Raw genomic sequence first — 26140 nt, 5'->3', positions numbered from 1 at the left:
CAGGACCCAATAGCAGGAGCCCTCAAATGTCCAAACTGGTCACGATTTATGGCGGATCCGGATTTGTCGGCCGGTATATTGCGCGACGTCTGGCGAATGAAGGCTGGCGCGTTCGGGTTGCGGTGCGCCGTCCGAACGAAGCGATGTTTGTTAGACCCTACGGTGCGGTGGGGCAAGTCGAACCTGTCCTGTGTAACATCCGCGATGACGCTTCGGTTGCTTTGGCGATGCGGGGGGCTGATGCGGTGGTGAACTGTGTTGGTGTGTTGAACGAGATTGGCCGGAATGAATTCGATACCGTTCAAACCGAAGGGGCTGAACGCGTTGCGCGTCTAGCAGCCGCTGAAGGTGTAAACCGTATGGTCCATATCTCGGCCATTGGTGCTAATGCCGAGGCGGGGAGCGAATATTCTCGTACCAAAGCGCGGGGAGAGGCCGGTGTTCTGGCGCATATGCCGGGTGCAATGATCCTGCGCCCTTCGGTGATTTTCGGAACCGAGGATCAGTTCTTCAACCGTTTCGCTGCGATGACCCGAATGGGGCCATTTCTGCCGCTGGTCGGGGCCCAGACGCAATTTCAGCCGGTCTATGTGGATGATGTCGCCAAGGCTGCGGTGCAGGGCGTGCTGGGGCAGGCCAGCGGGGGTGTCTACGAATTGGGCGGACCCGAAGTGAAAACCTTCCGTGCGTTGATGCTGCAGATGCTGGATGTGATCAACCGCCATCGGATTGTCCTTGGGATTCCCTTTTGGGTGGCCCGGATCATGGCGGGAATGCTGGACATAATGAAATTTGCGAGCTTTCAGTTGTTTCCGAACAATATCCTGACGCGTGATCAGCTCAAGAATCTGCGTCACGACAATGTTGTCTCAGATAGCGCGCTTGGCTTTGCCGATCTGGGGATCGAGCCGGCGACGCTGGATTCGGTCCTGCCGGATTATCTGTGGAAGTTCCGCCCCTCGGGTCAGTATGATGACATACAGAACTCGGCCAGCAATATGCGGACCTGATCAGCTGTAGGCGATGACCAGAAGGATTGCGCCCACTACTACGCGGTAGATCACGTATGGCGTAAAGCTGACGCTGCGCAACAGGCGCATCATTAGCGACAAGGCAAGCAGCGCGGACAGAAATGCAAAGAACGCAGCAACAGCACTGTCGAACGCCAGTTGGGCATTTGCCTGGCGGATGACCTCTGTGGACAGCAGCGCTCCGGATGCCAGAATCGTGGGTATGGACATCAACATCGCGATGCGTGCACCGTCTTCGCGGCTGTATCCAAGCTGGCGCGCCCCGGTGATCGTGATCCCGGACCGGGATGTTCCGGGGATCAGCGCCAGAACTTGCCACAGGCCCATGATCATCGCATCGCGCAGGCCCCAGTCAGAGGTTTCTTTGCTTTGCGGCCCTTTCTGGTCCATCCAGTAGAGCAATATGCCGAACCCCAGCATCGTCCAGCCGATGACCGTCATTGAGCGCAGAGACTGGCTGAGCCCGGTTTTGAACAGGATCGCTCCGACAATGACGGTTGGGATCGTGGCCAGAATCAGCCCCAGGGCCAATCGGGCTTGTGGTGTATCGGTGCGCCCCAAAAGAGCCTGCGGCAGTCCGGAAATCGCCATTTTCACATCAGACCAGAAATACAGAATTACGGCGCCCAGAGTGCCCACATGCACAGCGACATCGATGGCCAACCCCTGATCGTCCATACCGGTCAGGCTGGGTAAAAGTATCAGATGACCCGAAGATGAGATCGGCAGAAATTCGGTAATTCCCTGAATGACTGCTGCAAGAATCAACTGAAAAAGACTCATTTACCTGCCCGTGCTGCCGCCACGTGTTCTTTGTGATCCCTGCGTATAAGCGCGGTAAGGAAAAGAAAAGGATGCAAATAGGTCCGAATCGGAACTAATATCCTGTATTTCTCACTGGTCATCGGTGGAATCCAGCAAAGTTTTTGAAAAAAGGTCAGCACACTTGACTTTTAATCCCCCTACGCATCTTTTAAAGAGGCGCGACCAAGCCAATTCATGGAGTCTGACCCGTGGCCAAGCAACCGATGCTGAAATTTGTGCAGATCGACCGAGTAATGCCGGAAAAACGGGCCGCAGATGCCCGTACGGAAGACTTTGACGAAATCTATGCCGAATTCGCTGCTGCCAAAGCTGAAGAACAGGCCAGCCGCTGCAGCCAATGCGGTGTGCCTTATTGTCAGTCGCATTGCCCGCTGCACAACAACATCCCCGACTGGCTGAACTTGACCGCAACGGGCCGTCTGGAAGAGGCCTATCACACCAGTCAGGCCACCAACACCTTCCCCGAGATTTGTGGGCGCATCTGCCCACAGGACCGCCTGTGCGAAGGGAATTGCGTGATCGAACAATCTGGGCACGGCACTGTTACCATTGGCTCGATCGAGAAATATATCACCGACACAGCCTGGGAAAAGGGGTGGGTCAAGCCGGTCGTGCCGGGTGCTGAGCGCCGCGAAAGCGTCGGCATCATCGGCGGCGGCCCTGGTGGGCTGGCAGCGGCGGACATGCTGCGCCGTGCGGGTATTCAGGTCTCCGTGTATGATCGCCATGACCGGGCAGGCGGACTGCTGATGTATGGAATTCCGGGCTTTAAGCTGGAAAAAGACGTTGTTCAGCGCCGCAATGACCTGTTGGCTGATGGCGGGGTTGAGTTCGTTCTGAATTGCGACGTGGACGCCGCCAAATTCGCGGAAATCCGTTCCAAACATGATGCGATTATCATCGCAACCGGCGTTTACAAGTCGCGCGACCTGTCCATGCCTGGCAGCGGTTTGACGGGTATTGAAAAGGCCATCGACTTCCTGACAGCCTCGAACCGCAAAAGCTTTGGCGATGAGGTCGAAGATTTCGACAATGGCTGTTTGAATGCCGAAGGCAAAAAAGTTGTCGTGATCGGTGGCGGTGATACCGCGATGGATTGCGTGCGGACTTCGATCCGTCAGGGTGCGACCTCGGTCAAATGCCTGTATCGACGCGACCGCGCGAACATGCCCGGATCGCAGCGCGAAACGCAGAATGCCGAGGAAGAAGGCGTCGTATTCGAATGGCTAAGCGCACCAAAGGGCTTTACCGGCGATGATCAGGTCTCCGGCGTTATGGTCCAGAAGATGCGTCTGGGTCAGCCCGATGCCACCGGCCGTCAGGCCCCCGAGTTGATCGAAGGCGCGGACTATGTCGAAGACGCTGATCTGGTGATCAAGGCGCTGGGGTTCGAGCCCGAAGACCTGCCCACCCTGTTTGGCCAGCCTGACCTGCCCGTGACTCGCTGGGGCACTGTAAAAGCAGCGTTCGAGACCGGCGAGACCGAGATGGACGGGGTTTATGCCATCGGTGACATCGTGCGCGGTGCCTCGCTGGTGGTCTGGGCGATCCGCGATGGGCGCGACTGCGCCGACGCGATCCTTGACCGTTTCAACAACACGGCTGCGGTTGCAGCCGAATAAGCCCCGCGACAGGAGGGACAGAGATGCCCGAATTGCAAGGCCAATGTATGTGCGGCGCGGTCACAGTGACTGCCACCCCGGCGAAAGATTCGTTGGGCGCGTGCCATTGCGACCAGTGTCGCCGCTGGACCAGCTCGATGCTGATAACGTTTCCCGCGCAAGAGGGGTATGCGGCCCTTGGGCCGGTTAAGACCTTTACGTCCTCGGATTGGGCGGAACGTGCATTTTGCGCCGATTGCGGATCGGCCCTTTGGTACCGGATCACGCTGCCGGGTGAAATGCACGGGCATACCCAAATGGCAGCAGGCCTGTTCGACGACACGGACAATCCGCTGCAACTGGAACTTTATATCGACAAAAAGCCTGACGGGTACGCGTTCGCAGGCGAGCGTCGGCAGATGACCAAAGCTGAGGTCGAAGCCATGTACGGCCTGCCGGAAGAAGGAGACAGCCAATGACCAAATATGATGCCGATTGGGTGCGGGCCGAAGAAGCCAAACGTCAGTTCATGGCTGAAAACGGTCTCTATTCCGAGGAAGAAGAGCATTCGTCCTGCGGTGTGGGTCTTGTGGTCTCAGTCGATGGCAAGCCGTCACGCAAGGTTGTGGATGCTGGCATCGCCGCGCTCAAGGCGATCTGGCACCGCGGCGCGGTAGATGCGGATGGCAAGACCGGCGACGGCGCGGGTATCCATGTGCAAATCCCGGTTCCTTTCTTCTATGACCAGATCCGTCGCACTGGGCACGAGCCCAAATTGGATCAGCTGATCGCGGTTGGTCAGGTCTTTCTGCCCCGCACCGATTTCGGCGCGCAGGAACAGTGCCGGACCATCGTTGAATCCGAAGTGCTGCGCATGGGTTATTATATCTATGGCTGGCGCCACGTTCCGGTTGATGTCACCTGCCTCGGCGAAAAGGCCAACGCGACCCGGCCCGAGATTGAGCAGATCCTGATCTCGAATTCCAAAGGCGTGGACGAAGAGACATTCGAGCGTGAGCTTTATGTCATCCGTCGTCGCATTGAAAAGGCTGCCGCAGCGGCCGGGATTTCCGGGCTGTATCTGGCGTCACTGTCCTGCCGGTCAATCATCTACAAGGGCATGATGCTGGCCGAGCAGGTTGCGGTTTTCTACCCCGATCTGATGGATGAACGATTCGAATCCGCCTTTGCCATCTATCACCAGCGCTATTCGACCAACACCTTCCCGCAATGGTGGCTCGCCCAGCCCTTCCGCATGCTGGCCCATAACGGTGAGATCAACACTCTCAGGGGCAACGTCAACTGGATGAAAAGCCATGAAATCCGCATGGCCAGCGGCACCTTTGGCGATTACGCCGAGGATATCAAACCGATCATCGCTGGTGGATCGTCGGATTCTGCCGCATTAGACTCTGTATTCGAAGTTCTTGTACGCGCAGGCCGCTCGGCCCCGATGGCGAAAACCATGCTGGTGCCCGAAAGCTGGTCCAAGCAAGCTGTGGAACTGCCGCAGGCCTGGCGCGACATGTATTCTTACTGCAACTCGGTGATGGAACCCTGGGATGGCCCTGCCGCGTTGGCCATGACCGATGGCCGCTGGGTCTGTGCCGGTCTTGACCGGAATGGATTGCGTCCGATGCGTTATGTGGTCACTGGAGATGGTCTTGTAATTGCAGGCTCCGAGGCCGGGATGGTCCCGATTGATGAGGCCAGCGTGACCGAAAAAGGCGCGTTGGGCCCGGGCCAAATGCTGGCCGTGGATATGAAAAAGGGCAAGCTGTATCGCGATACGCAGATCAAGAACAAGCTGGCCCGCGCACTGCCATTCGGCGATTGGGTCGGCAAGATCAACGATTTGGACGAGTCTCTGGCTGGAATCACCGAAGCGCCGATCTATGCGGGCGAGGAGCTGCGCAAGCGTCAGATCGCCGCCGGATATTCGATCGAGGAACTGGAGCAGATTCTGGCGCCAATGGCCGAAGATGGAAAAGAGGCACTGGCTTCGATGGGGGATGACACGCCATCCGCTGTTCTGTCGAAACAGTACCGTCCGCTCAGCCATTTCTTCCGCCAGAACTTCAGCCAGGTGACCAACCCTCCCATCGACTCGTTGCGCGAATATCGTGTGATGTCGCTGAAAACCCGGTTCGGAAACCTGAAAAACGTGCTGGATGAAGACAGCAGCCAGACCGAAATTATCGTGCTGGAAAGCCCGTTTGTGGGCAATGCCCAATGGGAAGCACTGGCAGAAAACTTCAATGCCCCATTGGCAGAAATCGACTGTAGCTTTGAAGCCGGACAAGGGGCGCTGGGCGCAGCTTTGGCCCGTATTAGAGCCGAAGCCGAAGAGGCCGTGCGCTCGGGCGCGGGGCATTTGGTGTTGTCCGATATGAATTCAGGTCAGGGTCGCGTGGCGATGCCAATGATCCTGGCAACAAGCGCGGTGCATTCGCATCTGACCCGCAAGGGTCTGCGCACATTCTGCTCGCTGAACGTGCGGTCGGCGGAATGCGTTGATCCGCATTACTTCGCCGTTCTGATCGGGTGCGGGGCCACTGTGGTCAACGCCTATCTGGCCGAAGATTCTCTGGCCGATCGTATTGATCGCGGGTTGCTGGATGGCAGCCTGACCGAAAACGTCGCGCGGTACCGCGAGGCGATTGACCAGGGCTTGCTGAAAATCATGGCCAAGATGGGGATTTCGGTGATCTCATCCTATCGTGGCGGATTGAACTTTGAGGCTGTGGGCCTCAGCCGTGCCATGGTCGCCGAATTTTTTCCCGGTATGACCAGCCGGATTTCTGGAATCGGTGTTACCGGCATTCAATCCAAGGCCGAAGAGATCCATGCCAAGGGTTGGGTTAGCGGTCTGGATGTTCTGCCGATCGGTGGTTTCTATAAGGCGCGTAAATCAGGCGAGACCCATGCGTGGGAAGCGACCTCGATGCACATGCTGCAGATGGCCTGCAATAAGGCGTCTTACGAGCTGTGGAAGCAGTATTCGGCCAAGATGCAATCGAACCCGCCGATCCATCTGCGCGACCTGATGGATTTCAAACCGCTGAGCAAGCCGATCCCGATTGAAGAGGTGGAATCTATCACCTCGATCCGCAAACGGTTCGTGACGCCGGGCATGTCGCTGGGGGCGCTGTCGCCCGAGGCGCACAAGACGCTGAACGTTGCGATGAACCGGATCGGGGCGAAATCCGACAGCGGCGAGGGCGGCGAAGATCCGGCGCATTTCGTGCCGGAACCCAATGGTGACAACCCCTCGGCCAAGATCAAACAGGTGGCTTCGGGCCGGTTCGGTGTAACCGCCGAATACCTGAACCAGTGCGAAGAGCTGGAAATCAAGGTTGCCCAGGGTGCCAAACCCGGTGAGGGCGGTCAGTTGCCTGGCATGAAGGTCACCGACCTGATTGCGCGCCTGCGCCATTCGACCAAGGGTGTAACACTGATCTCACCGCCGCCGCACCACGATATCTATTCGATCGAGGATCTGGCGCAGTTGATCTATGATCTGAAACAGATCAACCCGCGCTGCAAGGTGACGGTCAAGCTGGTGGCGTCCTCGGGTGTTGGCACGATTGCTGCAGGTGTAGCCAAGGCAAAAGCGGACATTATCCTTATTTCGGGTCACAATGGCGGCACCGGCGCGTCGCCTGCGACATCCATCAAATATGCTGGCCTGCCGTGGGAGATGGGCCTGACCGAGGCGCATCAGGTTCTGGCGATGAACAACCTGCGGGATCGCGTGACCCTGCGAACCGATGGCGGCTTGCGTACCGGTCGTGACATCGTCATGGCCGCGATGATGGGGGCCGAGGAATACGGTATAGGCACTGCCGCCCTTATCGCGATGGGCTGTATCATGGTGCGTCAGTGCCAGTCCAACACTTGCCCAGTTGGCGTGTGTACTCAGGACGAAAGCCTGCGCGCCAAATTCACCGGTAATGCCGATAAGGTCGTCAACCTGATCACCTTCTACGCGCAAGAAGTGCGCGAGCTGCTGGCCAGCCTGGGTGCGCGCTCGATTGACGAGATCATCGGTCGGGCAGATCTGCTAGCGCAGGTCAGCCGAGGGTCGGCGCATCTGGATGATCTGGACCTCAACCCGCTGCTGATCACCGTCGATGGTGCCCATAACATCGTCTATAATCGCGACAGAGACCGGAACGCAGTGCCCGATACGCTGGATGCGGAAATCGTGCGCGATGCCGCCCGGTTCCTGAAAGACGGCGAGAAAATGCAGCTGTCTTACGCAGTGCAAAACACGCACCGAACCGTTGGGACGCGGGTTTCCAGCCATATCGTGCAAAATTTCGGGATGCGGAACACGTTCCAGTCGGATCACCTGCACGTGAAGCTGCAGGGCTCTGCCGGTCAGTCGCTGGGAGCGTTTGCAGCGCCGGGACTCAAGCTTGAAGTTTCGGGTGATGCCAATGACTATGTCGGAAAGGGCTTGTCTGGTGGTATGATTGTTGTGCGTCCACCGCAGGTCAGCCCGCTGAAGGCGGATGACAACACCATCATTGGCAACACGGTTCTGTATGGGGCCACGGACGGGTATCTGTTTGCAGCAGGCCGCGCCGGGGAACGGTTCGCTGTGCGCAATTCAGGCGCCAAGGTGGTGATCGAAGGCTGCGGCTCGAACGGGTGCGAATACATGACCGGCGGGGTCGCCGTGATCCTGGGCAGTATCGGCGCCAATTTCGGAGCGGGCATGACAGGCGGCATGGCTTACCTGTACGACCCCGACGGCAAGGCGCAGGCGCTGATGAATATGGAAACGCTGGTGACATGCCCCGTGACCATTGGCCATTGGGAAGATCAGCTGAAATCGCTGATCGAAACCCATCAGGCCGAAACCATTAGCCGCAAGGCTGCGGATATCCTGCAGCACTGGGAGGTCGAGAAGGCGAACTTTATCCAGGTCTGCCCGAAAGAGATGCTGAACAAGCTTAGCCATCCGTTGGCGGTCGAGGCAACAGCGGTTCCTGCAGAGTAATCTGAGGACTAATGAAAATGGCAACCCCGCGTGTCTTTTAAACCACGTGGGGTTTTCTTTTATTGGTCCTAGGTGGTCGTTTGCTTGTCGAAACGGGCCCAATAAGCCTAGATTTCGTCACTTTTTGTTCGGAAGTTGCGGTTAGGCTGCTTTGCAGTCGTGCGAACGCGTAGGAGTCTGTTAGATGCCAACCACCTATCTTGATCAGTTTTATTCGTTTGACCCCGCGAATCCGCCACCGGGCGGTACATCGGTAGTTGTTGATAAATTCAACCTCACCGATGTGGATGACGATGGCGAGATCGACGCGCCCAGCGGGGATACGGTAAACGGCCAGGATGTTACTTCGTCGTGGCCGGGTGATGTTGTTACGATTAACGTGACAGGCGTTGGCAATGTCACCTATACCGGCACGACCTTCTATCTTGCTGACGGAACCCGTGTCTTTACACCAACAGACGGGCAGGTTCTGCAACCGGGCACGTTTGTCTCATCAACCTTTGTCAACACGCAGGGGCCGCTAGATGTTGGCAATCTTGGCCCGCCCTGTTTCACCCCCGGAACGCTGATCGAAACGGCTGATGGCCCTCGTCTTATCGAAGATCTGAAGCCCGGCGATATGGTCATCACATCGGACAACGGTGCGCAGCCGCTGCTTTGGATGGGGCGGACCACGGTTGAGGCCGAAGGCAAGCTGGCGCCCATTCGGTTTGAGGCTGGCGTGCTGGGGCTGGAACAGCCTTTGATCGTATCGCCACAGCACCGGATGCTGGTCTCGGACTGGCGGGCGCCGTATTTGTTCGGCCATACCGAAGTGCTGATCGCAGCGCATTGCCTGGTCAACGGGGATTCTGTTACGCGTGTTGAGGGTGGTCAGATCGACTATATTCATCTTCTCTTTTCGCACCATGAGATCGTCATTGCAAATGGGGCCAAAAGCGAAAGTTATTACCCGGGGCACGCGCTCTCTCAGTCTGACGCCGAAACAAAGGCTGAAGTTCTGGCCCTGTTTCCCGAATTGCAGACCCGCGACGCGGTCCTGCCAGAAACCGCCCGTCCCGTGATACGCCCGCGCGAGGCGCGCGCTTTGGCGATTTAATCCGTTCCAAACATCGCCGCCGCGTCGTATAGCAACAATATGGCAAAGAAAGCAGCGCGCAAATCGAGCAGTAAGAAAAGCAAGGCGTCGAAGGCAAAGAACCAGACACAATCGCGGATTCGCCGCTGGGTGACCCGCGCGGTATTGGGTCTGGTTGCGTTTGTTGTGGCGCTTGTGGTGCTTTTTTCTGTGGTGAATCCCCCGGTAACCCATACGATCTGGTCTGAATGGCGGCGGCTGGGCAAGGTTCAGCGCGATTGGGTGCCGATTGAACAGATCTCGCCCGTCATGGCGCGATCCGTGGTGGCGGCAGAGGATGCCAATTTCTGCCTGCACTGGGGGTTTGATGTCGATGCCATTCGCGATGCTTTGGAGGAAGGCGGTACACGTGGCGCCTCAACCATCACGCAGCAAGTGGTGAAGAATGTGTTCCTGTGGCAGGGGCGCAGTTGGGTGCGTAAGGCGCTTGAGACATCTCTCACCCCCGTGGTCGAGATTTTCTGGAGCAAGCAGCGCATTCTCGAGGTCTATTTGAACGTGGCCGAGACTGGCGAAGGTGTGTTTGGCGTTGAGGCCGCAGCCCAGCGCAACTTCAATGTGACCGCGGCCCAGCTGTCGCCAGTTCAGGCCGCACGTATTGCCGCAATCCTGCCTTCTCCCAAAAACAGGTCCGTTCGGGATCCGTCGGTCCGCACACGCAGACGGGCTGCCTCGATCCTCGATGGGGCGGCCACCATTCGCGCAGATGGTCGCGCGGATTGTTTCGAGGATTGAAACCCAAGGCCCTGCAAGGCTAAAGCTTGAGTGTATTCACTGGTTCGATTGGAAGCCCATGGCGCGTTTGTTTCATGTTCCCTTGTCCCCCTTCTGCCGCAAGGTGCGCCTGTCACTGGCGGAAAAGAAGATTGAGGTTGAGCTGGTCGAGGAGAAATACTGGGAGAAAGACCCGGATTTCCTGCGGCGCAACCCGGCCGGAAAAGTCCCGGTTCTTCGTCTGGACGGAAAGATCATGTCCGAAAGCAACGCGATTTGCGAATATATCGAAGAAACCCGGCCCGATCCTGCGCTGATGCCCCAAACGCCGGAGGCTCGATACGAAGTGCGTCGGCTGGTGGCCTGGTTTGATGACAAGTTCCATCACGAGGTGACATCCAAACTGGTTTATGAGCGCGTGAACAAGAAAGTTACCGGTCAGGGCTATCCTGACAGCAAAAATGTCAAGCAAGGTGCCAAGGCCATCAAGTATCATCTGGATTACATGGCCTGGTTGCTGGATCACCGCCGTTGGCTGGCCGGGGATCAGATGACATTGGCCGATTTTGCGGCTGCGGCGCATCTATCGACGCTGGATTATATCTCAGACGTGGATTGGAATCGGTCTCAGGCGGTTAAAGACTGGTACGCCAAGATCAAATCCCGACCTGCTTTCCGGTCGATCCTGGCGGATCAGGTTCCTGGGTTCAGGCCGCCCACCCATTACGCAGATCTGGATTTCTGATAGGGTCGCACAAGGGGGGCTGTCTGCCCCCCCATCGCGCCTTGGGGCGCGATTCCCCCCGAAGGTATTTAGGGCCAGATGAAGAGCGGATCGGGTTTAAAGGATAGGCTGGCGGCACAGGCGCTGAGCGAGGGCTTTGTGTCTTGTCGCATTTGTCGCCCGTGGGATGTCCCCGAAGTGCCCGCCCGGCTGGAGGCGTTCCTGCAGGCCGAATATCACGGGCAAATGGGATGGATGGCCGAGCGGACCAATTGGCGAGGCGATCCGGCAGCGCTCTGGCCCGAGGCGAAATCGGTGATCATGTTGGCAGAAAGCTATGCGCCCGAACATGATCCAACCGAGATTCTGGACCACCCCGAGAAGGGGGCGATCTCAGTCTATGCGCAGAACAAGGACTATCACGACCTGGTCAAGAAGCGGCTCAAAAGGTTAGCCCGCTGGTTGATAGCCGAGGCTGGTGGCGAGGTGAAGGTCTTTGTCGATACCGCCCCGGTTCCGGAAAAGGCCTTGGGTCATGCTGCGGGGTTGGGATGGCAGGGTAAGCACACCAATCTTGTAAGTCGCGATTGGGGAAATTGGGCCTTTATAGGGTCTGTTTTTACAACTCTGGACCTACCTTCGGATCAAGCAGAGGTGGATCACTGTGGATCCTGCCGGGCCTGTTTGGCCGCCTGTCCGACAGACGCATTCCCGGCGCCTTATCAGTTGGACGCGCGGCGCTGCATTTCTTACCTGACAATCGAACACAAGGGTCCGGTTGATGAAGACCTGCGCGCGAAACTCGGCAATCGGATCTATGGTTGCGATGATTGCCTTGCCGCCTGCCCCTGGAACAAATTCGCAGTCACGGCCAGTGACATGCGCTATGCAGCGCGTGAGGATCTGAAGGCTCCTCGGCTGGCAGAATTGGCTGGCCTGGACGATCCGGAATTTCGAACGAAATTCTCGGGCTCTCCAATTAAGCGGATTGGACGGGACCGGTTTGTGCGAAATGTGCTGTACGCCATTGGCAACTCAGGCCTGCAGGGGTTGATACCGATTGCACAGGATTTGACAGAGGATCCGGATTCAGCCGTGGCAGATGCCGCGCGCTGGGCGGTCAAACAACTCTCCTAGGTGCCGCAAACAGGCTGGACGTGTCGGTGCAAACCGCTAAACCCAATCACAGCGAACAGGAAGGAGAACCCGATGGCGCTGGCTTTGGGGGTTGATACAGGCGGAACCTATACGGATGCGGTGCTGGTCCGGGATGAGACTGAGGTGATTGCTTCAGCCAAATCTCTGACAACACGAGCTGATCTGGCGATTGGCGTTGGCAAGGCGATTTCTGCGGTTCTGACGCAGGCTCAGGTGTCACCGGAGCAGATCTCAATGGCGTCGCTGTCAACGACATTGGCCACGAATGCGCTGGTCGAAGGGCAGGGTGGCCGGGTTGCCCTTGTCTATATCGGGTTCAGGGAAGGAGATCTGGAAAAGCATGGTCTGCGGGATGCTTTGAAAGGGGATCCTGCTTTGGTTGTGGCGGGCGGTCACACGCATGCTGGAACAGAGGCCAGGCCATTGGATGTTCAGGCGATTGAAGCCTTTTTAGACTCTAATTCAGGGGTTTCAGGTTTCGCTGTGGCCGGTCAGTTCGCCACCAGAAACCCGGCGCATGAACTTGAGGTCGCCCGCATTATTACTGATCGGACGGGTGCGCCGGTGACATGTTCGCACCATCTGTCGGCCAAGTTGAATGGCCCAAAACGTGCGGTGACAGCGGTGCTGAATGCGCGGTTGATTGGCATGATCGACCGGTTGATCGGACGGGCACAGGATCAGCTTGTGTCGCTAGGTATTTCAGCGCCAATGATGGTGGTTCGAGGCGACGGAGCGTTGATGAGCGCCGAACAGGCGCGGGATCGACCGATTGAAACGATTTTGAGCGGCCCTGCGGCCTCGATCGTCGGGGCGCGCTGGCTAACGGGAGCCGAGAACGCGCTGGTATCAGATATCGGTGGTACCACGACCGATGTCGCCTTGATCCGGGATGGCAAGCCCGCCATTGATCCCGAAGGTGCCAGGGTTGGCGGCTTTCGCACCATGGTGGAGGCCGTCGCAATGCGGACCCACGGGTTGGGCGGGGACAGTCAGGTACATGTTGTAACCGAAGGGCTGGGCGGGGGCATCTTCCTGGGACCGCGCCGTGTTTTGCCCGTATCTCTGATCGCGTCAGAAGCGCCCGACGAGGTTCACACGGCCTTGGATGCGCAGTTGCGGGCCCCAACCGTGGGTGAACATGACACCCGGTTCGCACGTCTGGTACCGGGTGTTCATGCCGAAGGTCTGGGGGCAAGGGAAACCGCCCTAGTGGATCGTTTGGGGCAGAAGGTCCTGCCGCTGTCCGATTTGATTAAAACGCGGATGGAAACAGGCGCACTTACTCGTTTGGTGGATCGTGGAATCGTTCAGGTATCCGGCGTGACACCTTCGGATGCCAGCCATGTTCTGGGCCGTTTGGATGCCTGGGACGCAGAGGCTGCACGCAAAGCGCTGGAACTGGTGGCGCGAAAACGGATTGGCACCGGCGATATGCTGGCTGCAACACCGGATCTGTTGGCGCAGATGATCGTTGATCAGCTGACCGAACAAACCTCTTTGACCTTGTTAGAGACCGCTTTCTCAGAAGAAGCCGAGGAGTTCGGCGTTCCGGCACCCGATCTGGCCCGGCATGTTTTGACGCGGAAAGGTCTGGCCGGGCATCGCGGTTTGGTGGCGCTGGACGCGGCACTGAATGTGGATGTGATTGGTCTTGGGGCGTCGGCCCCCAGCTATTACCCCGCAGTCGGGGAAAGATTGCGATGCCGCATGATTCTGCCGGAACACACGGGCGTGGCCAATGCGATTGGAGCTGTGGTTGGCAGGCTGACACTGCGCCGGGCCGGGACCGTCACCGCGCCATCCGAAGGGCGGTACAGGGTGCATCTTGAAGACGGGCCTCAGGACTTTAGCGATTCTGACGAGGCGATGGCGCTGCTGGAATCCATCCTGAGGGCTGAGGCGGAAGGAGAAGTGCGCGGAGCCGGTGCCGAGGATATCCGAGTGATCGTCGACCGGGATATCCGCACCGCCCGTATCGAAGCGCAGGAGGTCTTTGTTGAGGCAATGATCACCGTCGAGGCCAGTGGACGGCCGCGGGTAGCGTCGGACTAGCCCCTGATCCGGGGCTAATCCTTACTCGGCCGCGTCGCGTTTGGGCAGAACCCAATCCGGGCGCGGGAAATGGCAGGTATAGCCGTTCGGGATGCGTTCAAGATAATCCTGATGCTCGGACTCGGCCTCCCAGAAATCGCCAACGGGTTCCAGTTCGGTCACGACTTTGCCGGGCCAGATGCCACTGGCATTCACATCGGCAATGGTGTCCAGGGCGACCTGTTTCTGGGCGTCATCGACATAATAAATGGCCGAGCGATAGCTCATCCCCATGTCGTTCCCTTGCCGATTCACCGTAGTCGGGTCATGGATCTGAAAGAAAAACTCAAGCAGATCGCGATAGGTGGTCACGGTAGGATCGTAAAAAATCTCGATCCCCTCGGCATGGGTGCCGTGGTTGCGATAAGTGGCGTTGGGCACGTCTCCACCAGTATATCCGACGCGAGTGCGGAAAACGCCCGGGCGTTTGCGGATCAGATCCTGCATGCCCCAAAAGCAGCCCCCGGCAAGAACGGCGCGATGTTCGGTCATTCGATCTCCTCCACATGAATCAGGAATTCGCCATAGCCTTCGGCTTCCATCTGATCGCGATGGACGAACCGTAATGAGGCTGAGTTGATACAGTATCGCAGCCCGCCATGTTCGCGGGGGCCGTCGGGAAATACATGCCCCAAATGGCTATCGCCATGTTTCGAGCGAACTTCGGTCCGGATCATACCCAGCGAGGCATCGCGCAGTTCTTCAACATGCTCATGCACGATTGGTTTGGTGAAACTGGGCCAGCCGCAGCCGGATTCGTACTTGTGCGCCGAGGCGAACAAAGGCTCACCCGAGACGATATCCACGTAGATGCCGGGTTCTTTGTTATTCAGCAGTTTGCCAGTTCCGGGCCGTTCGGTGCCGCTGTTTTGCGTGACGTGGTATTCCTCGGGCGACAATGCGGCGACGGCCTCAGGGGATTTGGTGTAACGGGTCATTGCTCCTCCGGACTTCTGGTGGTTCGCATAATAGATGGGGATTATTGGCGGAAAGCAAAGGGTGTTCTGCCGGGCTCGCGCAGTTGTGCAAGGTCAGGCTGGTTTTCTGCCGGGTTGGCGAGACAGTTGCACCGCCAGAATGCCCAGTGTTGTGATAAGAACCCCGACCGCATCCAGCGGCCCCAGTTTTTCGCCCAACAAGATCGCGGCGATGGTGACACCAAAGACCGGGTTGAGAAAGTGAAACGTGGCCGCCCGGGTTGCGCCGATCCGATCCAGCAGCAGGAACCAGATGAACGTGGCCAGAAGGCCGGGAAACAGAGTTGTATAGGTGAAGGCCAGGACCAGCGGCACCGTCAAGTGGATATGAATCGTTTCGAATACCGGTGCTGCAACAAACAGAATGGCTGATCCGACCAGCATCTGTAATCCAACCACCATCATGAAATTCCCGCCCGATGTCGCCCCACGCACTGCGAGCGTGGCAAATGTCAGCGCAAGCGCTCCAATGCCACAAAGCATGACGCCGAACAGATCAACGCCGTCGCCGATCCGACTGCTCATGATCAGAGCAACACCGGCGAACCCGGCACACAGGCCTACAATTCCAACTGGCCGTAATCTGTCGCCCATAAACACCCAACTGGCCAAGGCAACCAGCAATGGCATGGTCGAGGCGATGATGGCGGCAACAGAGGCCTCGATTGTTTGCATCGCATAGAAGTTTAGGCCCAAATAAAGGGCATTTTGACATATCCCGAACAGGATGGTGGCATACCATTGTGACCGCGTCAGCCGCCAGCTTTGGCCAATCGCCCGTGCAATCACGACGCCAATCAAACCCGAGATCAGAAACCGCAGAGCCAGGGAAAACAACGGCGATGCGTCCGCCACGATGATCCGGGCCGAGGTGAAGGCCGAAGACCAGATAAACGCAAATGTCAGCCCCATGGCCATTGCGCGAAAATCCATCGCGACCCCCTGTTCAGATTTTCGCGCACTGTTGACCGAATAAGCGCGCGCCGCAAGCAGTGCTGTTTTTATTGATTGATCAGCCAATAAACTATAACAGCGTCATGAACTGACATTAATGGGAGGATTGTCGGTGCTATTGGAGTACATACTATCATTTGGCGTCTTGCTGGCGTTGGGCCTTGTTGCCTTCTTTGTGGTGAAGTGGTGGAATCTGCGGATCGTCGGCGTAACGCCGGTTCATCTGTTCACCTTCATCGCGATTCTGTTCACATCCGGGTTGGATGTCGGCCTGATCATGTTTCCGCTGACCGAATTCGGCGGCTATGCCGAAGATCCCGCCTATGCGTTTGCCAACCCACTGGCGATCGAATTCGGGTTCTGGGGCTTTCTGATCTGGGCGTTCTACTTTCTGACCGCGTTCTATTTCTGTGTCATCGAGCCGCGCGTGAAGTTCTTTGAAATCCCGCTGGTCAAGCTGATCAACAATGTGGTCATCATCGGCACCTGCGCTTTCACCGCCAGCCTGTTCCTGATCTACCTGCCCGGCTACCTGCCCGAGGTCGGAGACGGCGAGTCAGTGGTCACCACCTTCTATGTCATCGTGTTTGTCGTCATTCTGGCAGCGGCCTATTCTTCGACCGACCTGAAATACGTGCGTATCCTGTCGGTGGGCTCGACCTTTTTGTTCCTGGCACTGATCCTGGGCATGTGGGTTGCTGCGGGCATGGGCGTGAATGGCTTTGTGGAAACCGGAAGCAATGTTGGTGCCTATTTCACCAACCTGCACAAGTTTGTCCTGCCGCTGACAGATTATCACGCCTTCTACCTGTTCTGGTGGTTTGCCTGGTCGATCATGATCGGCCAGTTCACATCTCGCTTTGTAGGTGGGCTGAAGACCTGGCAGCTACTGGCTGCTCTGCTGATCTTTCCGTCGATACCTTTGGCGATCTGGTTCACCGTTCTCTACTATTACCACCTGAACGGCATCAGCACTGCAGGCATCACCAACATTGCGATGGTGATTGTGGGCGTGACCTTCGTGATCAACTCACTGGATTCGTTGATCAGGCTCTATACGGACAACCTGAACATGACAGTCGCCCGCTTTGGTAAAGCGATCTATGTGGCGGGCAATGTTGTGCTGCTGTTCGTCCTGACCTTGCTGTTCCAAAGCCAGTGGTTGCAGATCCAGTGGATCGGCGCAGTTGTTGTCGGCCTCTATCTGGCCTGTGTGGTTTATATCCTGATCACCAAGCGCAAAGAGGTGCTGAGCATCAATGGGATGCCCGAAGACCGTGATCTGGATTTCCACAAGGTCGAGACGGTTCACTGATCAACATCGAGAAGAAGCTAATACGGGCGCCTCGGTGCCCGTTTTTTTTTGGCCGCGACTGTGTAAGCAATGCGGAAAGAGTCAAAAAGGCCAAACAAAAGCGACACGTGTGAAATCACAAACTTGCAATATCTTTTACTTATGTTGGCTTAGTTCAATCTTCACTCACTGAAGAGCTATCTTGAGGCACGCTCTTCCTTGGAGTTGGTAACCTTAATGGTCCCTCAGGCGCGTTTTTCACCAATCGTGGCCACACCCAGAACAGACAGGACCTTGGCCTCGATCTGTTCGGCATTCATACCGGCAACCGCATACATATCCGCCGGATTTGCCTGATCAATGAAGATATCCGGAAACACCATCGAGCGGTATTTAAGGCCCTGATCAAACACACCCTCATCGGCCAGTAGCTGCGCCACATGGCTGCCGAAACCGCCAATCGCACCCTCTTCGATGGTGATCAGCGCCTCATGATCGGAGGCCAGATTCAGGATCAGGTCGCGGTCCAGCGGTTTGGCGAAACGTGCATCGGCTATGGTAGGGGTTATGCCGCGTGCGGATAGGGCCTCGGCGGCTTTTTGTACTTCGGCCAAGCGCGTACCGAAAGACAGCAATGCCACACGCGCGCCCTTCTGAATTATCCGGCCTTTGCCGATTTTAAGCACTTCACCACGCTCGGGCAGGTCCACGCCCACGCCTTCACCGCGGGGATAGCGGAAGGCGATCGGGCCTTCGTCGTGGGCGACGGCGGTGGCCACCATATGCATCAGCTCGGCCTCATCTGAGGCGGCCATCACGACCATGCCCGGTAGGTTGGCCAGATAGGCAATGTCAAACGATCCGGCATGGGTCGCCCCATCAGCGCCCACCAGCCCGGCGCGGTCGATGGCAAATCGCACGGGCAGGCGCTGAATGGCCACATCATGCACGACCTGATCATAGCCGCGCTGCAGGAAGGTCGAATACATGGTGCAGAACGGCTTCATCCCGCCCGCAGCCAAAGCCGCCGAGAACGTCACACCATGCTGTTCCGCAATCGCTACATCGAAACAACGTGACGGGTAGCGTTCGGCAAACAGGTTCAACCCAGTTCCATCGGGCATGGCGGCGGTGACGGCGACGATCTTGTCGTCCCGCGCGGCTTCTTCCACAAGGGTCTTGCCGAAGACCGACGTATAAGAGGGCGCGTTTGACGGCGCCTTCTTTTGCTCACCCGTCACAACATCGAATTTCGCGGTCGCGTGACCCTTGTCGCGGGCCTGCTCGGCGGGGGCATAGCCCTTGCCCTTTTTTGTCAACACATGGATCAGGATCGGGCCGGTCGCCCGTGCCTTGACCGTGCGCAGCACCGGCAGCAATTGGTCCATATCGTGCCCGTCAATCGGGCCGAGATAGGAAAAGCCCAGTTCTTCGAACAATGTACCGCCTACGGCCATGCCCTTGAGCATTTCCTTGGCGCGTTTGGCGCCTTCGCGGAACGGTTCCGGCAACAAGGACACCGCGCCCTTGGCGGCGGCCTTCAGATCGTGGAACGGTTCTTCGGCATAGATGCGCGACAGATAACTGGACAGGGCGCCAACCGGCGGTGCGATGCTCATTTCATTGTCGTTGAGGATAACGATCAGGCGCTTTTTCAGGTGGCCCGCATTGTTCATCGCCTCAAACGCCATACCCGCCGACATCGAGCCATCGCCGATTACCGCAATCGCATCGCCTAGGCCTTCAGGTGTGACACCACCCAGATCACGCGCTACGGCAAAGCCAAGGGCCGCACTGATCGAGGTGCTGGAATGCGCCGCGCCAAACGGGTCATAGGGGCTTTCGCTGCGCTTGGTGAACCCGCTCAACCCGCCGGGTTGGCGCAGGGTACGGATCCGGTCGCGCCGCCCGGTCAGGATTTTATGCGGATAGCACTGGTGCCCGACATCCCAGATGATTTTGTCACGCGGCGTATCGAATACCGCATGCAGCGCGGTGGTCAGTTCCACCACGCCCAGACCCGCACCCAGATGCCCGCCGGTGACCGACACGGCCGAGATCGTCTCGGCCCGTAATTCCTGCGCCACCTGATGCAGCTGCGCGTCCGAAAACTGCCGCAGGTCGGCCGGGCGGTTCACAAGATCCAGCAGAGGAGTGTTCGGGCGGTCAGACATATGGCGCGTTCCTGGCTTAGCTGTCCCGGGCAATAACGAAGCGGGCGGCGTCCTTCAAGGTTTCAGCCGACGCGCCATAGCCTTCCAACGCGGCGCAGGCCTGTTCCACCAGCTCCGCGGCACGGGTTCTGGCGGCGTCGAGGCCCAGCAGAGACACAAACGTGGCCTTTCCCGCCTCGGCATCCTTCTGAAGGCGCTTGCCCGCAATTTCGGCGTTACCCTCTATATCCAAGATGTCATCTGCGATTTGAAAAGCAAGACCAAGGGATTGGGCATATTGGCGCAAGGGCGCAAGATCAGCTTGGGCCAGACGCGCGCCGGCGCATGCAGACCACTCGATCAGCGCTCCGGTTTTTCCTGCCTGCAAATGGGTGATTTCTTCCAGCGTCAGCGGAGAGTCTGCCGATTCCGCCGCGATATCCAGCGCCTGGCCCAGCACCATGCCCTGCGCTCCGCTTGCCTGCGCCAGAGACAAGGCCAATTCCGCGCGAATTTCGGCGGGGCCAATTTCGGGACGGGTGCAAAGTTCGAATGCCAGCGCCTGCAACGCGTCGCCTGCCAGAACCGCGATGCCCTCATCCCATTTCACATGAACTGTCGGGCGCCCGCGACGCAAATCGTCGTTATCCATGCAGGGCAGGTCATCATGCACCAGAGAATAGGCGTGCAACGCCTCGATCCCCGTGGCAGGCCAGATCGCACGCGCTGTATCCACATCATGCAGCCGCGCGCTTTCCAGCACCAAAAACCCGCGCAGACCTTTGCCGCCTTGCGTGGCATAGGCCATCGCCTGTGTCACATCCAGATCGTCCAGCGCGCCCAGAACCAGATCAAAATGGCCCTGAATCAGCGTTGCATCCTGCGCCAGTCTTTCGCGAAACATTTACTGACCTTCGACAACCGTCGTCCCGGTCGGTTGACCATCGGCGTCCAAGGTGATCGCGGCCACTTTTTCCTCGGCCCGCTTCAGTTCATCCTCGCAGCGTTTCTTCAGCGCTGCACCCCGTTCATACAAGGCGATGGACTGGTCCAGCGCCACATCTCCACGCTCCAGCTGGCCGACAACGGCCTCAAGCTCCTTCATCGCCTGTTCGAATGTCATCTGGTCAACGGGTGTATCTGTCATCGGGCTGCCTTCATCAACTCTTCCACATGGGCACGTGTGGCCTCGGCCAGCGCTTTCAGATCATACCCGCCCTCCAAAGTCGAGACGATACGTCCCGCGCAATGCTGATCGGCAATCTTGCACAATTCGGCAGTGATCCAGGCGAAATCTTCGGTGGCCCAGTTCAGATTGGCCAGCGGATCATCCTGATGGGCGTCAAACCCGGCAGAGATTATGATCAGCTCGGGTTTGAAGGCGCGCAGTCGCGGGAAAGCCAATGTTTCATAGGCGGCGCGCATCTCGGCGCCGCCGGTTCCGGGGGACAGTGGAATATTCAGGACGTTTTCAAAGGCGCCGGTCTCGTCGGCGCGGCCTGATCCCGGCCACAAGGGCATCTGTTGGCTGGTGATCACCAACGCGCGCGGCTCATCCCACAGCAAATCCTGCGTGCCATTGCCGTGATGCACATCGAAATCCACCACAGCGACGCGGCGCAGACCGTGATGATCCAACGCGTGTTTCACCCCCAATGCGGCGTTGCCGAACAGGCAGAACCCCATGGCGGTTTCATTCTCGGCATGATGGCCGGGAGGGCGAATGGCACAGAACGCATTTGGGGCTTCTCCGCCCAGCACTAAATCCACGGCTTTTACCACAGCTCCTGCAGCCCTATAGGCCGCATCTACAGATCCCGGCGACATGAATGTATCGCCGTCCACCTGCCGGAATCCCTCTGTCGGGCGACTTTTGCGGATGTCGCGAATATGGCTTTCGGGGTGAATACGCAGCAGGTCATCATCGGCTGCAAGCGGCGCGGTCACACGATCCAGGTCCAGCCTATCCAGCGCATGAAGGATATGTTCCAGTCGCGCGACTTGTTCCGGATGCCCCTCGGGTGTCACGTGCCCAAGGCAATCCGCATGGGTCAAAAGGGCAGTTTTCATCACAATCCCCTGTTCATCTGGTCAAAATACCTTCGCCGAAGGCAAAGAACCGCCACGCAGCGGTTCAATCAATCCGGAGCCAGCATGTACCCGGCCCCGCGCACGGTCTGCAGGTACCGGGGTTGTTTCGGGTCTTGCTCGATCTTGCGTCTCAGCCGTGTGATCTGCACATCCACGGCACGCTCCTGCGCCTGACCCTTGTCACGGCCCAGATCCTCGACCAGCTTGGCGCGACTGATAGGGGCGCCGGGTTGGGCCGAGAAAATCTTCATCAGCTGGCTTTCCGTTGCGGTTAGGCGGACCGTTTCTTCTCCCCGCCACATCTCACCGCGCTCAACATCATAGCGGATCGGGCCGAGATGCAGAATCTTGGATGCGGCATCCTGTGCCGGGGTTTCCGGCATCCGGCGCAGGATCGCATTGATCCGCAACAAAAGCTCTTTGGGCTCGAACGGTTTGGCCAGATAATCATCGGCCCCCGCCTCAAGCCCGGCGATACGGTGTTCGGTTTCGCCCCGCGCCGTCAGCAACAGGATCGGGGTGGTGTGGGTCTCGCGCAGGGCTCTGGTCAGGCTGACACCATCTTCGCCGGGCATCATCACATCCAGAACGATCATGTCGAAATCCAGCCCCGACAGCACCCGACGTGCATGGGCCGCATCCCGCGCCGCGGTCACCAGAAACCCGTTTCGCATCAGGAATTTCTTGAGCAGATCGCGAATACGCTCGTCATCGTCAACGATCAACAGATGGGCATCCATATCACTCATGAGGTCGTATCCCGCAATTTGGTATAGGCATGACGCATATCAGCATCCATCATTGCTTCAAGCACTTTGCGAAACCCAGACACCGCTTCTGGGCCTGCGTCCTTATAGGCCGCGCGCATCCGTACGCGCTGGGCCTTGGACAGCCTGGTTTCAAGCGCCCTCCCGGCTTCGGTCAGAAACAGGTGCCGTTCGCGCTTGTCCACTGTACCGACCCTGCTTTCGACCAACCCATCGTCAATCAATGTCCGAAGGACCCGGTTCAGAGACTGTTTCGTCACCCCAAGAATAGCAAGCAGGTTATTGACGGTCGTCCCCGGTGCGCGATTTATAAAGTGGATAGCACGGTGGTGTGCCCGCCCATAGGCCAGCTGTGTCAGAATGCGATCCGGGTCCGCCGTGAACCCGCGATAGGCAAAAAACATCGCCTCGATCCCCTGCCGCAGCTGTTCATCCGTAAGAAACAACAGGCTTTCTCCGCCAAAGGCCTGGGCGGGGCGGGTATCTGACATAGTCTGCCTCATTCGTTACACAGGTCCGAGTTTATGTCAGCGTTGTTGACATTCCAAGAGCGGACAGGTATCGAATCGCAGTTTTTGCGCAACTTTATGTCCACTTCGGACCTATATTGCGCAATAATCGGAATATTCAACCCAGGCAGGGAGGTTTCGCATGGCGGGGTATGATGATCGTGACGGTGTCATCTGGATGGATGGAGAACTTGTGCCCTGGCGCGAGGCGAATGTCCACATTCTGAGCCATGCGATGCACTATGCGTCTTCGGTCTTTGAGGGCGAGCGGGCCTATAACGGCAAAATTTTCAAAAGTCGGGAGCATTCTGAACGGCTGGTCGCCTCGGCCAAGGCGCTGGACATGCCGATGCCCTATACGATCGACCAGATCGAAGCGGCAAAGGAAGGCGCGCTGAAGGCAAGTGGCTTGCAGGACGCCTATGTCCGTGCGCTGGTTTGGCGTGGTTCGGGTGAGGATATGGGCGTGGCCTCGGCCAAGAACCCGGTCCGCATGGCCGTAGCGGTCTGGCCCTGGGGTGCCTATTACGGCGACGCCAAGATGCAGGGCGCCAAGCTGGATATCGCGGAATGGAAGCGGCCCAGCCCTGAAACCATCCCGGTCCATGCCAAGGCGGCCGGGCTTTACATGATATGCACCATTTCCAAGCATAAGGCCGAGGCCAAGGGCTGCTCGGATGCGCTGTTCATGGACTGGCGCGGTTATGTTGCCGAGGCGACCGGGGCGAACGTCTTCTTTGTGAAGGACGGCGAAGTTCATACTCCGCTGGCCGATTGCTTTTTGAACGGGATCACCCGCCAGACAGTGATCCAGATGCTAAAAGACAAAGGCATCACAGTGCATGAGCGCCGCATCAAACCCGAAGAGATGGCCGATTTTGAACAATGCTGGCTGACCGGTACTGCGGCCGAGGTCACGCCTGTGGGCCAGATCGGCGACTATACGTTCGAGGTCGGTGACCTCACCCGCGAAATCGCCGCAGATTACGAAAAACTGGTGCGGGCATAACCTGCAACCAAGTTGAAACCCCGCCTTGGCGGGGTTTTTTTGCTTTTGGGCAACCGTCAACAGGTACGGTTAGATGTGTGAGTGCGTAAACTACCTTACAATGACCGAATTGAGCCCAAACTTCCTATGGTCGGATGAGTTCCACGCAATTCATTTCGTAGTACAGATAAGCCCATGAAGAGGCTAGCAGCAAACCGAAACAAGCAGACACGACGGCCAAGCCCTTCTTAGTGTTTTTCCAGAAAGTGAGCGAGATAGCCAATGCCACAAGGGCAATTAACCAGCTTTCCCAGTCGAAATATATGGACCGCAAACATTCTTCATAAGTCATTTAGTTTCGGTTCCATGTCGAGTTTACGTCTGGAATTCAAGCTGGCTTTCAAAGTATTGCCAATGACCGCATAGCCCGCTCATCAGACCTTGCGCTAGCATTCCCTCAACCCGGCCTACCCGCTCTGTAAAACTGACTCTAATCCTAGAAATCGACGCCGCGCTGGGCTTTGATCCCGGCTTGAAACGGGTGCTTTTCCTCGGTCATTTCGGTAACCAGATCGGCATAGTCGCGCAGCGCCTGTGGCGCATCGCGACCAGTCAGGAACACGCTGGTCTTGTCGGACCGCGCCTTGAGCCCGTCGATCACCTGATCGACAGTCAGATATTCATAGCGCAGGGCAATATTGATCTCGTCCAGAACGACCAGATCATACTCACCGCTTTCCATCAGTGCCCGCGCCTTGTCAAAAGCGGCGTTGGCAGCAGCGATATCGCGTTCGCGGTCCTGAGTGTCCCAGGTAAAGCCTTCGCCCATCGTGTGCCAGGTGACCAAGTCGCGCTCTTCAAAGAACCGTCGCTCACCGGTTTTCCACTTGCCCTTGATGAACTGTACGACGGCAACTTTCTGACCCCATCCCAGCGCTCGGATCACGACACCAAACGCGGCCGAGGATTTGCCCTTGCCCTTGCCGGTATTGATCAGCACCAGACCACGGCCCGGGTCGACGGCCTCGGACACTTTTTTGCGGTGCTTGGCCTGCACCTGCTGCATCTTTTCTTTGTGATCCTGCGCGTCGCTCATTCGGGCACCTCTGAGATTGTTGGGCCCAAACTAGGGCAAGATTGAAAAAGGTAAAGTCACGCTTTGTGATCGGTCAGGGACCGGGCCTTGCCGCGTTCCAGTCCCAGCTGGTGTTCGCGCCAGATCACGACCACATTGCCCGCAATCACCAGCGTCGCACCCAACAGGATCGCAAGCGTCGGCAGCTCATCAAACCAGATATAGCCGATGAATATGGCAAACAGCATGGTGGTATAGTCATAGGGCGCCAGCATTGAGGCCTGACCAAAGCGATAGGACGAGGTGACCAGAATCTGTGCAACACCGCCGATCAACCCCATTATGATCATAATTAGAGCCTGATTAAACGTCGGCATGGTCCAACCCCAAAACGCGGTCAGAGCTGAAAGCAGGGTAGCGGTCATCGAGAAATAGAACACGATCGCGGCCGGGTGATCCACCTTGACCAGCTGCCGGATGTGGATCTGAACAAAGGCACGGGCGAGTGTGGCCGCCAGCACGCAAAGCGCCCCGATTGTGGCTGCCATCTCCATCTGGGTGGTGCCCAGCCTTGGCCAAACCATAATCAGCACGCCCAACAATCCCAGCGCGACGGCACCGATGCGGATCATGCGAATGCGCTCGCCCAGAATCAGCGCGGCTAGGATCAGGGTGAAGATCGGCGTGGCATAGCCTATCGCTGTTACCTCGGGGAGTGGCAACAGGCTGAGACCCGTAAAGGTCAAACCCATGGCGCTAGTGCCCAGAACGCCGCGCCAGAAATGACCCATCGGCTTTTTGACCACAAAGCCCTGCGCCAGCTCTCCGCGCCAAAGCAACCAGGCAATGATGACGGGAATGGCGAAGAGCGACCGGAAAAACACCAGTTCGCCGGGCGGGAAATCTTCGGACAGGGCCTTGACCAGTGCAGACATTGAGGTGAACAGAACCAACGCGGCCAGTTTCAGGCCCACTGCAAGCATGGGTCGGTGGGAAGTCAGGGATTGTGCCATTGGCCGAGAACCTGAGCCTTTGACTG

23 protein-coding genes are annotated in these 26140 nt (G+C 57.8%); 11 read left to right on the top strand and 12 right to left on the bottom strand.

Translation table 11 applies throughout. The features are described from left to right. The first annotated feature begins 26 nt into the window (after positions 1–26). Entirely contained in the window at positions 27–1010 is a 984-nt protein-coding gene (locus AC2FGB_RS18915) for a complex I NDUFA9 subunit family protein (protein ID WP_496694629.1), read from the top strand. Here AC2FGB_RS18915 and AC2FGB_RS18910 read toward each other — a convergent pair whose 3' ends face one another. Continuing rightward, positions 1011–1814 (bottom strand): undecaprenyl-diphosphate phosphatase, encoded by an 804-nt coding sequence (locus AC2FGB_RS18910; RefSeq protein ID WP_142640289.1) that lies wholly within the window; start codon positions 1812–1814, stop codon positions 1011–1013. 230 nt (positions 1815–2044) lie between these two features. On the opposite strand from AC2FGB_RS18910, the gene AC2FGB_RS18905 reads away from it, so the two are divergent. From AC2FGB_RS18905 to AC2FGB_RS18870, 8 genes are all read left to right on the top strand, one after another. Beyond that, a complete protein-coding gene (locus tag AC2FGB_RS18905) occupies positions 2045–3478 on the top strand; it encodes an NAD(P)-dependent oxidoreductase (protein ID WP_496694628.1) in 1434 nt (477 codons plus the stop codon). A 23-nt stretch (positions 3479–3501) separates the two neighbouring features. Then, positions 3502–3936, top strand: coding sequence for a GFA family protein (locus AC2FGB_RS18900; protein ID WP_281995942.1), 435 nt, complete (start codon positions 3502–3504; stop codon positions 3934–3936). Beyond that, positions 3933–8465, top strand: coding sequence for a glutamate synthase large subunit (gltB, locus tag AC2FGB_RS18895; RefSeq protein WP_496690462.1), 4533 nt, complete (start codon positions 3933–3935; stop codon positions 8463–8465). Before AC2FGB_RS18900 ends, gltB begins: the two co-directional genes overlap by 4 nt. A gap of 184 nt (positions 8466–8649) precedes the next feature. Beyond that, entirely contained in the window at positions 8650–9564 is a 915-nt protein-coding gene (locus tag AC2FGB_RS18890) for a Hint domain-containing protein (RefSeq protein ID WP_496694627.1), read from the top strand. A 39-nt stretch (positions 9565–9603) separates the two neighbouring features. Further along, a complete protein-coding gene (gene mtgA, locus AC2FGB_RS18885) occupies positions 9604–10338 on the top strand; it encodes a monofunctional biosynthetic peptidoglycan transglycosylase (RefSeq protein WP_142640279.1) in 735 nt (244 codons plus the stop codon). A gap of 58 nt (positions 10339–10396) precedes the next feature. Further along, positions 10397–11062: an FtsZ-binding protein FzlA gene (gene fzlA, locus AC2FGB_RS18880; protein WP_142640277.1), complete on the top strand. Its 666-nt coding sequence runs from the start codon at positions 10397–10399 to the stop codon at positions 11060–11062. A 78-nt stretch (positions 11063–11140) separates the two neighbouring features. Beyond that, positions 11141–12178 (top strand): tRNA epoxyqueuosine(34) reductase QueG, encoded by a 1038-nt coding sequence (gene queG, locus AC2FGB_RS18875; RefSeq protein ID WP_496694626.1) that lies wholly within the window; start codon positions 11141–11143, stop codon positions 12176–12178. A gap of 72 nt (positions 12179–12250) precedes the next feature. Next, the gene (locus AC2FGB_RS18870; RefSeq protein ID WP_496694625.1) at positions 12251–14254 is read left to right on the top strand and encodes a hydantoinase/oxoprolinase N-terminal domain-containing protein; all 2004 of its coding nucleotides are present in this window, start codon (positions 12251–12253) and stop codon (positions 14252–14254) included. A gap of 21 nt (positions 14255–14275) precedes the next feature. Here AC2FGB_RS18870 and msrA read toward each other — a convergent pair whose 3' ends face one another. From msrA to AC2FGB_RS18855, 3 genes are all read right to left on the bottom strand, one after another. After that, positions 14276–14785: a peptide-methionine (S)-S-oxide reductase MsrA gene (gene msrA, locus AC2FGB_RS18865; RefSeq protein ID WP_282022325.1), complete on the bottom strand. Its 510-nt coding sequence runs from the start codon at positions 14783–14785 to the stop codon at positions 14276–14278. Then, a complete protein-coding gene (msrB, locus tag AC2FGB_RS18860) occupies positions 14782–15231 on the bottom strand; it encodes a peptide-methionine (R)-S-oxide reductase MsrB (protein ID WP_142640268.1) in 450 nt (149 codons plus the stop codon). Before msrB ends, msrA begins: the two co-directional genes overlap by 4 nt. Before the next feature lie 93 nt (positions 15232–15324). Beyond that, complete coding sequence (locus AC2FGB_RS18855) at positions 15325–16203, bottom strand: DMT family transporter (RefSeq protein WP_496694624.1); 879 nt, start codon at positions 16201–16203, stop codon at positions 15325–15327. 139 nt (positions 16204–16342) lie between these two features. Here AC2FGB_RS18855 and AC2FGB_RS18850 point away from each other — a divergent pair, with 139 nt between their 5' ends. Next, complete coding sequence (locus tag AC2FGB_RS18850; RefSeq protein ID WP_496699288.1) at positions 16343–17539, top strand: BCCT family transporter; 1197 nt, start codon at positions 16343–16345, stop codon at positions 17537–17539. Between the two features lie 224 nt (positions 17540–17763). Here AC2FGB_RS18850 and dxs read toward each other — a convergent pair whose 3' ends face one another. From dxs to AC2FGB_RS18820, 6 genes are all read right to left on the bottom strand, one after another. Continuing rightward, positions 17764–19692, bottom strand: coding sequence for a 1-deoxy-D-xylulose-5-phosphate synthase (gene dxs, locus AC2FGB_RS18845; protein ID WP_496694623.1), 1929 nt, complete (start codon positions 19690–19692; stop codon positions 17764–17766). 16 nt (positions 19693–19708) lie between these two features. Then, the gene (locus AC2FGB_RS18840; protein ID WP_496678863.1) at positions 19709–20575 is read right to left on the bottom strand and encodes a polyprenyl synthetase family protein; all 867 of its coding nucleotides are present in this window, start codon (positions 20573–20575) and stop codon (positions 19709–19711) included. Beyond that, positions 20576–20818, bottom strand: coding sequence for an exodeoxyribonuclease VII small subunit (locus tag AC2FGB_RS18835; RefSeq protein ID WP_142640258.1), 243 nt, complete (start codon positions 20816–20818; stop codon positions 20576–20578). Beyond that, a complete protein-coding gene (locus tag AC2FGB_RS18830) occupies positions 20815–21741 on the bottom strand; it encodes a histone deacetylase family protein (protein ID WP_496694622.1) in 927 nt (308 codons plus the stop codon). The genes AC2FGB_RS18835 and AC2FGB_RS18830 overlap by 4 nt, the downstream gene beginning before the upstream one ends. 68 nt (positions 21742–21809) lie before the next feature. Further along, the gene (locus AC2FGB_RS18825; RefSeq protein WP_496694621.1) at positions 21810–22511 is read right to left on the bottom strand and encodes a response regulator; all 702 of its coding nucleotides are present in this window, start codon (positions 22509–22511) and stop codon (positions 21810–21812) included. Continuing rightward, complete coding sequence (locus AC2FGB_RS18820; protein ID WP_496694620.1) at positions 22508–23020, bottom strand: MarR family winged helix-turn-helix transcriptional regulator; 513 nt, start codon at positions 23018–23020, stop codon at positions 22508–22510. The genes AC2FGB_RS18825 and AC2FGB_RS18820 overlap by 4 nt, the downstream gene beginning before the upstream one ends. Positions 23021–23180: 160 nt before the next feature. Here AC2FGB_RS18820 and AC2FGB_RS18815 point away from each other — a divergent pair, with 160 nt between their 5' ends. After that, on the top strand, positions 23181–24047 hold the full coding sequence (locus tag AC2FGB_RS18815; protein WP_496690456.1) for a branched-chain amino acid aminotransferase: 867 nt from the start codon (positions 23181–23183) through the stop codon (positions 24045–24047). Between the two features lie 475 nt (positions 24048–24522). On the opposite strand, the gene cobO is transcribed toward AC2FGB_RS18815, so the two are convergent. Both cobO and AC2FGB_RS18805 read right to left on the bottom strand, forming a co-directional pair. Next, complete coding sequence (gene cobO / locus AC2FGB_RS18810; RefSeq protein WP_271951707.1) at positions 24523–25122, bottom strand: cob(I)yrinic acid a,c-diamide adenosyltransferase; 600 nt, start codon at positions 25120–25122, stop codon at positions 24523–24525. Between the two features lie 56 nt (positions 25123–25178). Then, positions 25179–26114, bottom strand: coding sequence for a DMT family transporter (locus AC2FGB_RS18805; RefSeq protein ID WP_496694619.1), 936 nt, complete (start codon positions 26112–26114; stop codon positions 25179–25181). Positions 26115–26140: the final 26 nt, after the last annotated feature.

This window comes from Ruegeria sp. CDSC021 (assembly GCF_059610845.1).
This window is presented reverse-complemented; position numbering and strand designations above follow the sequence as displayed.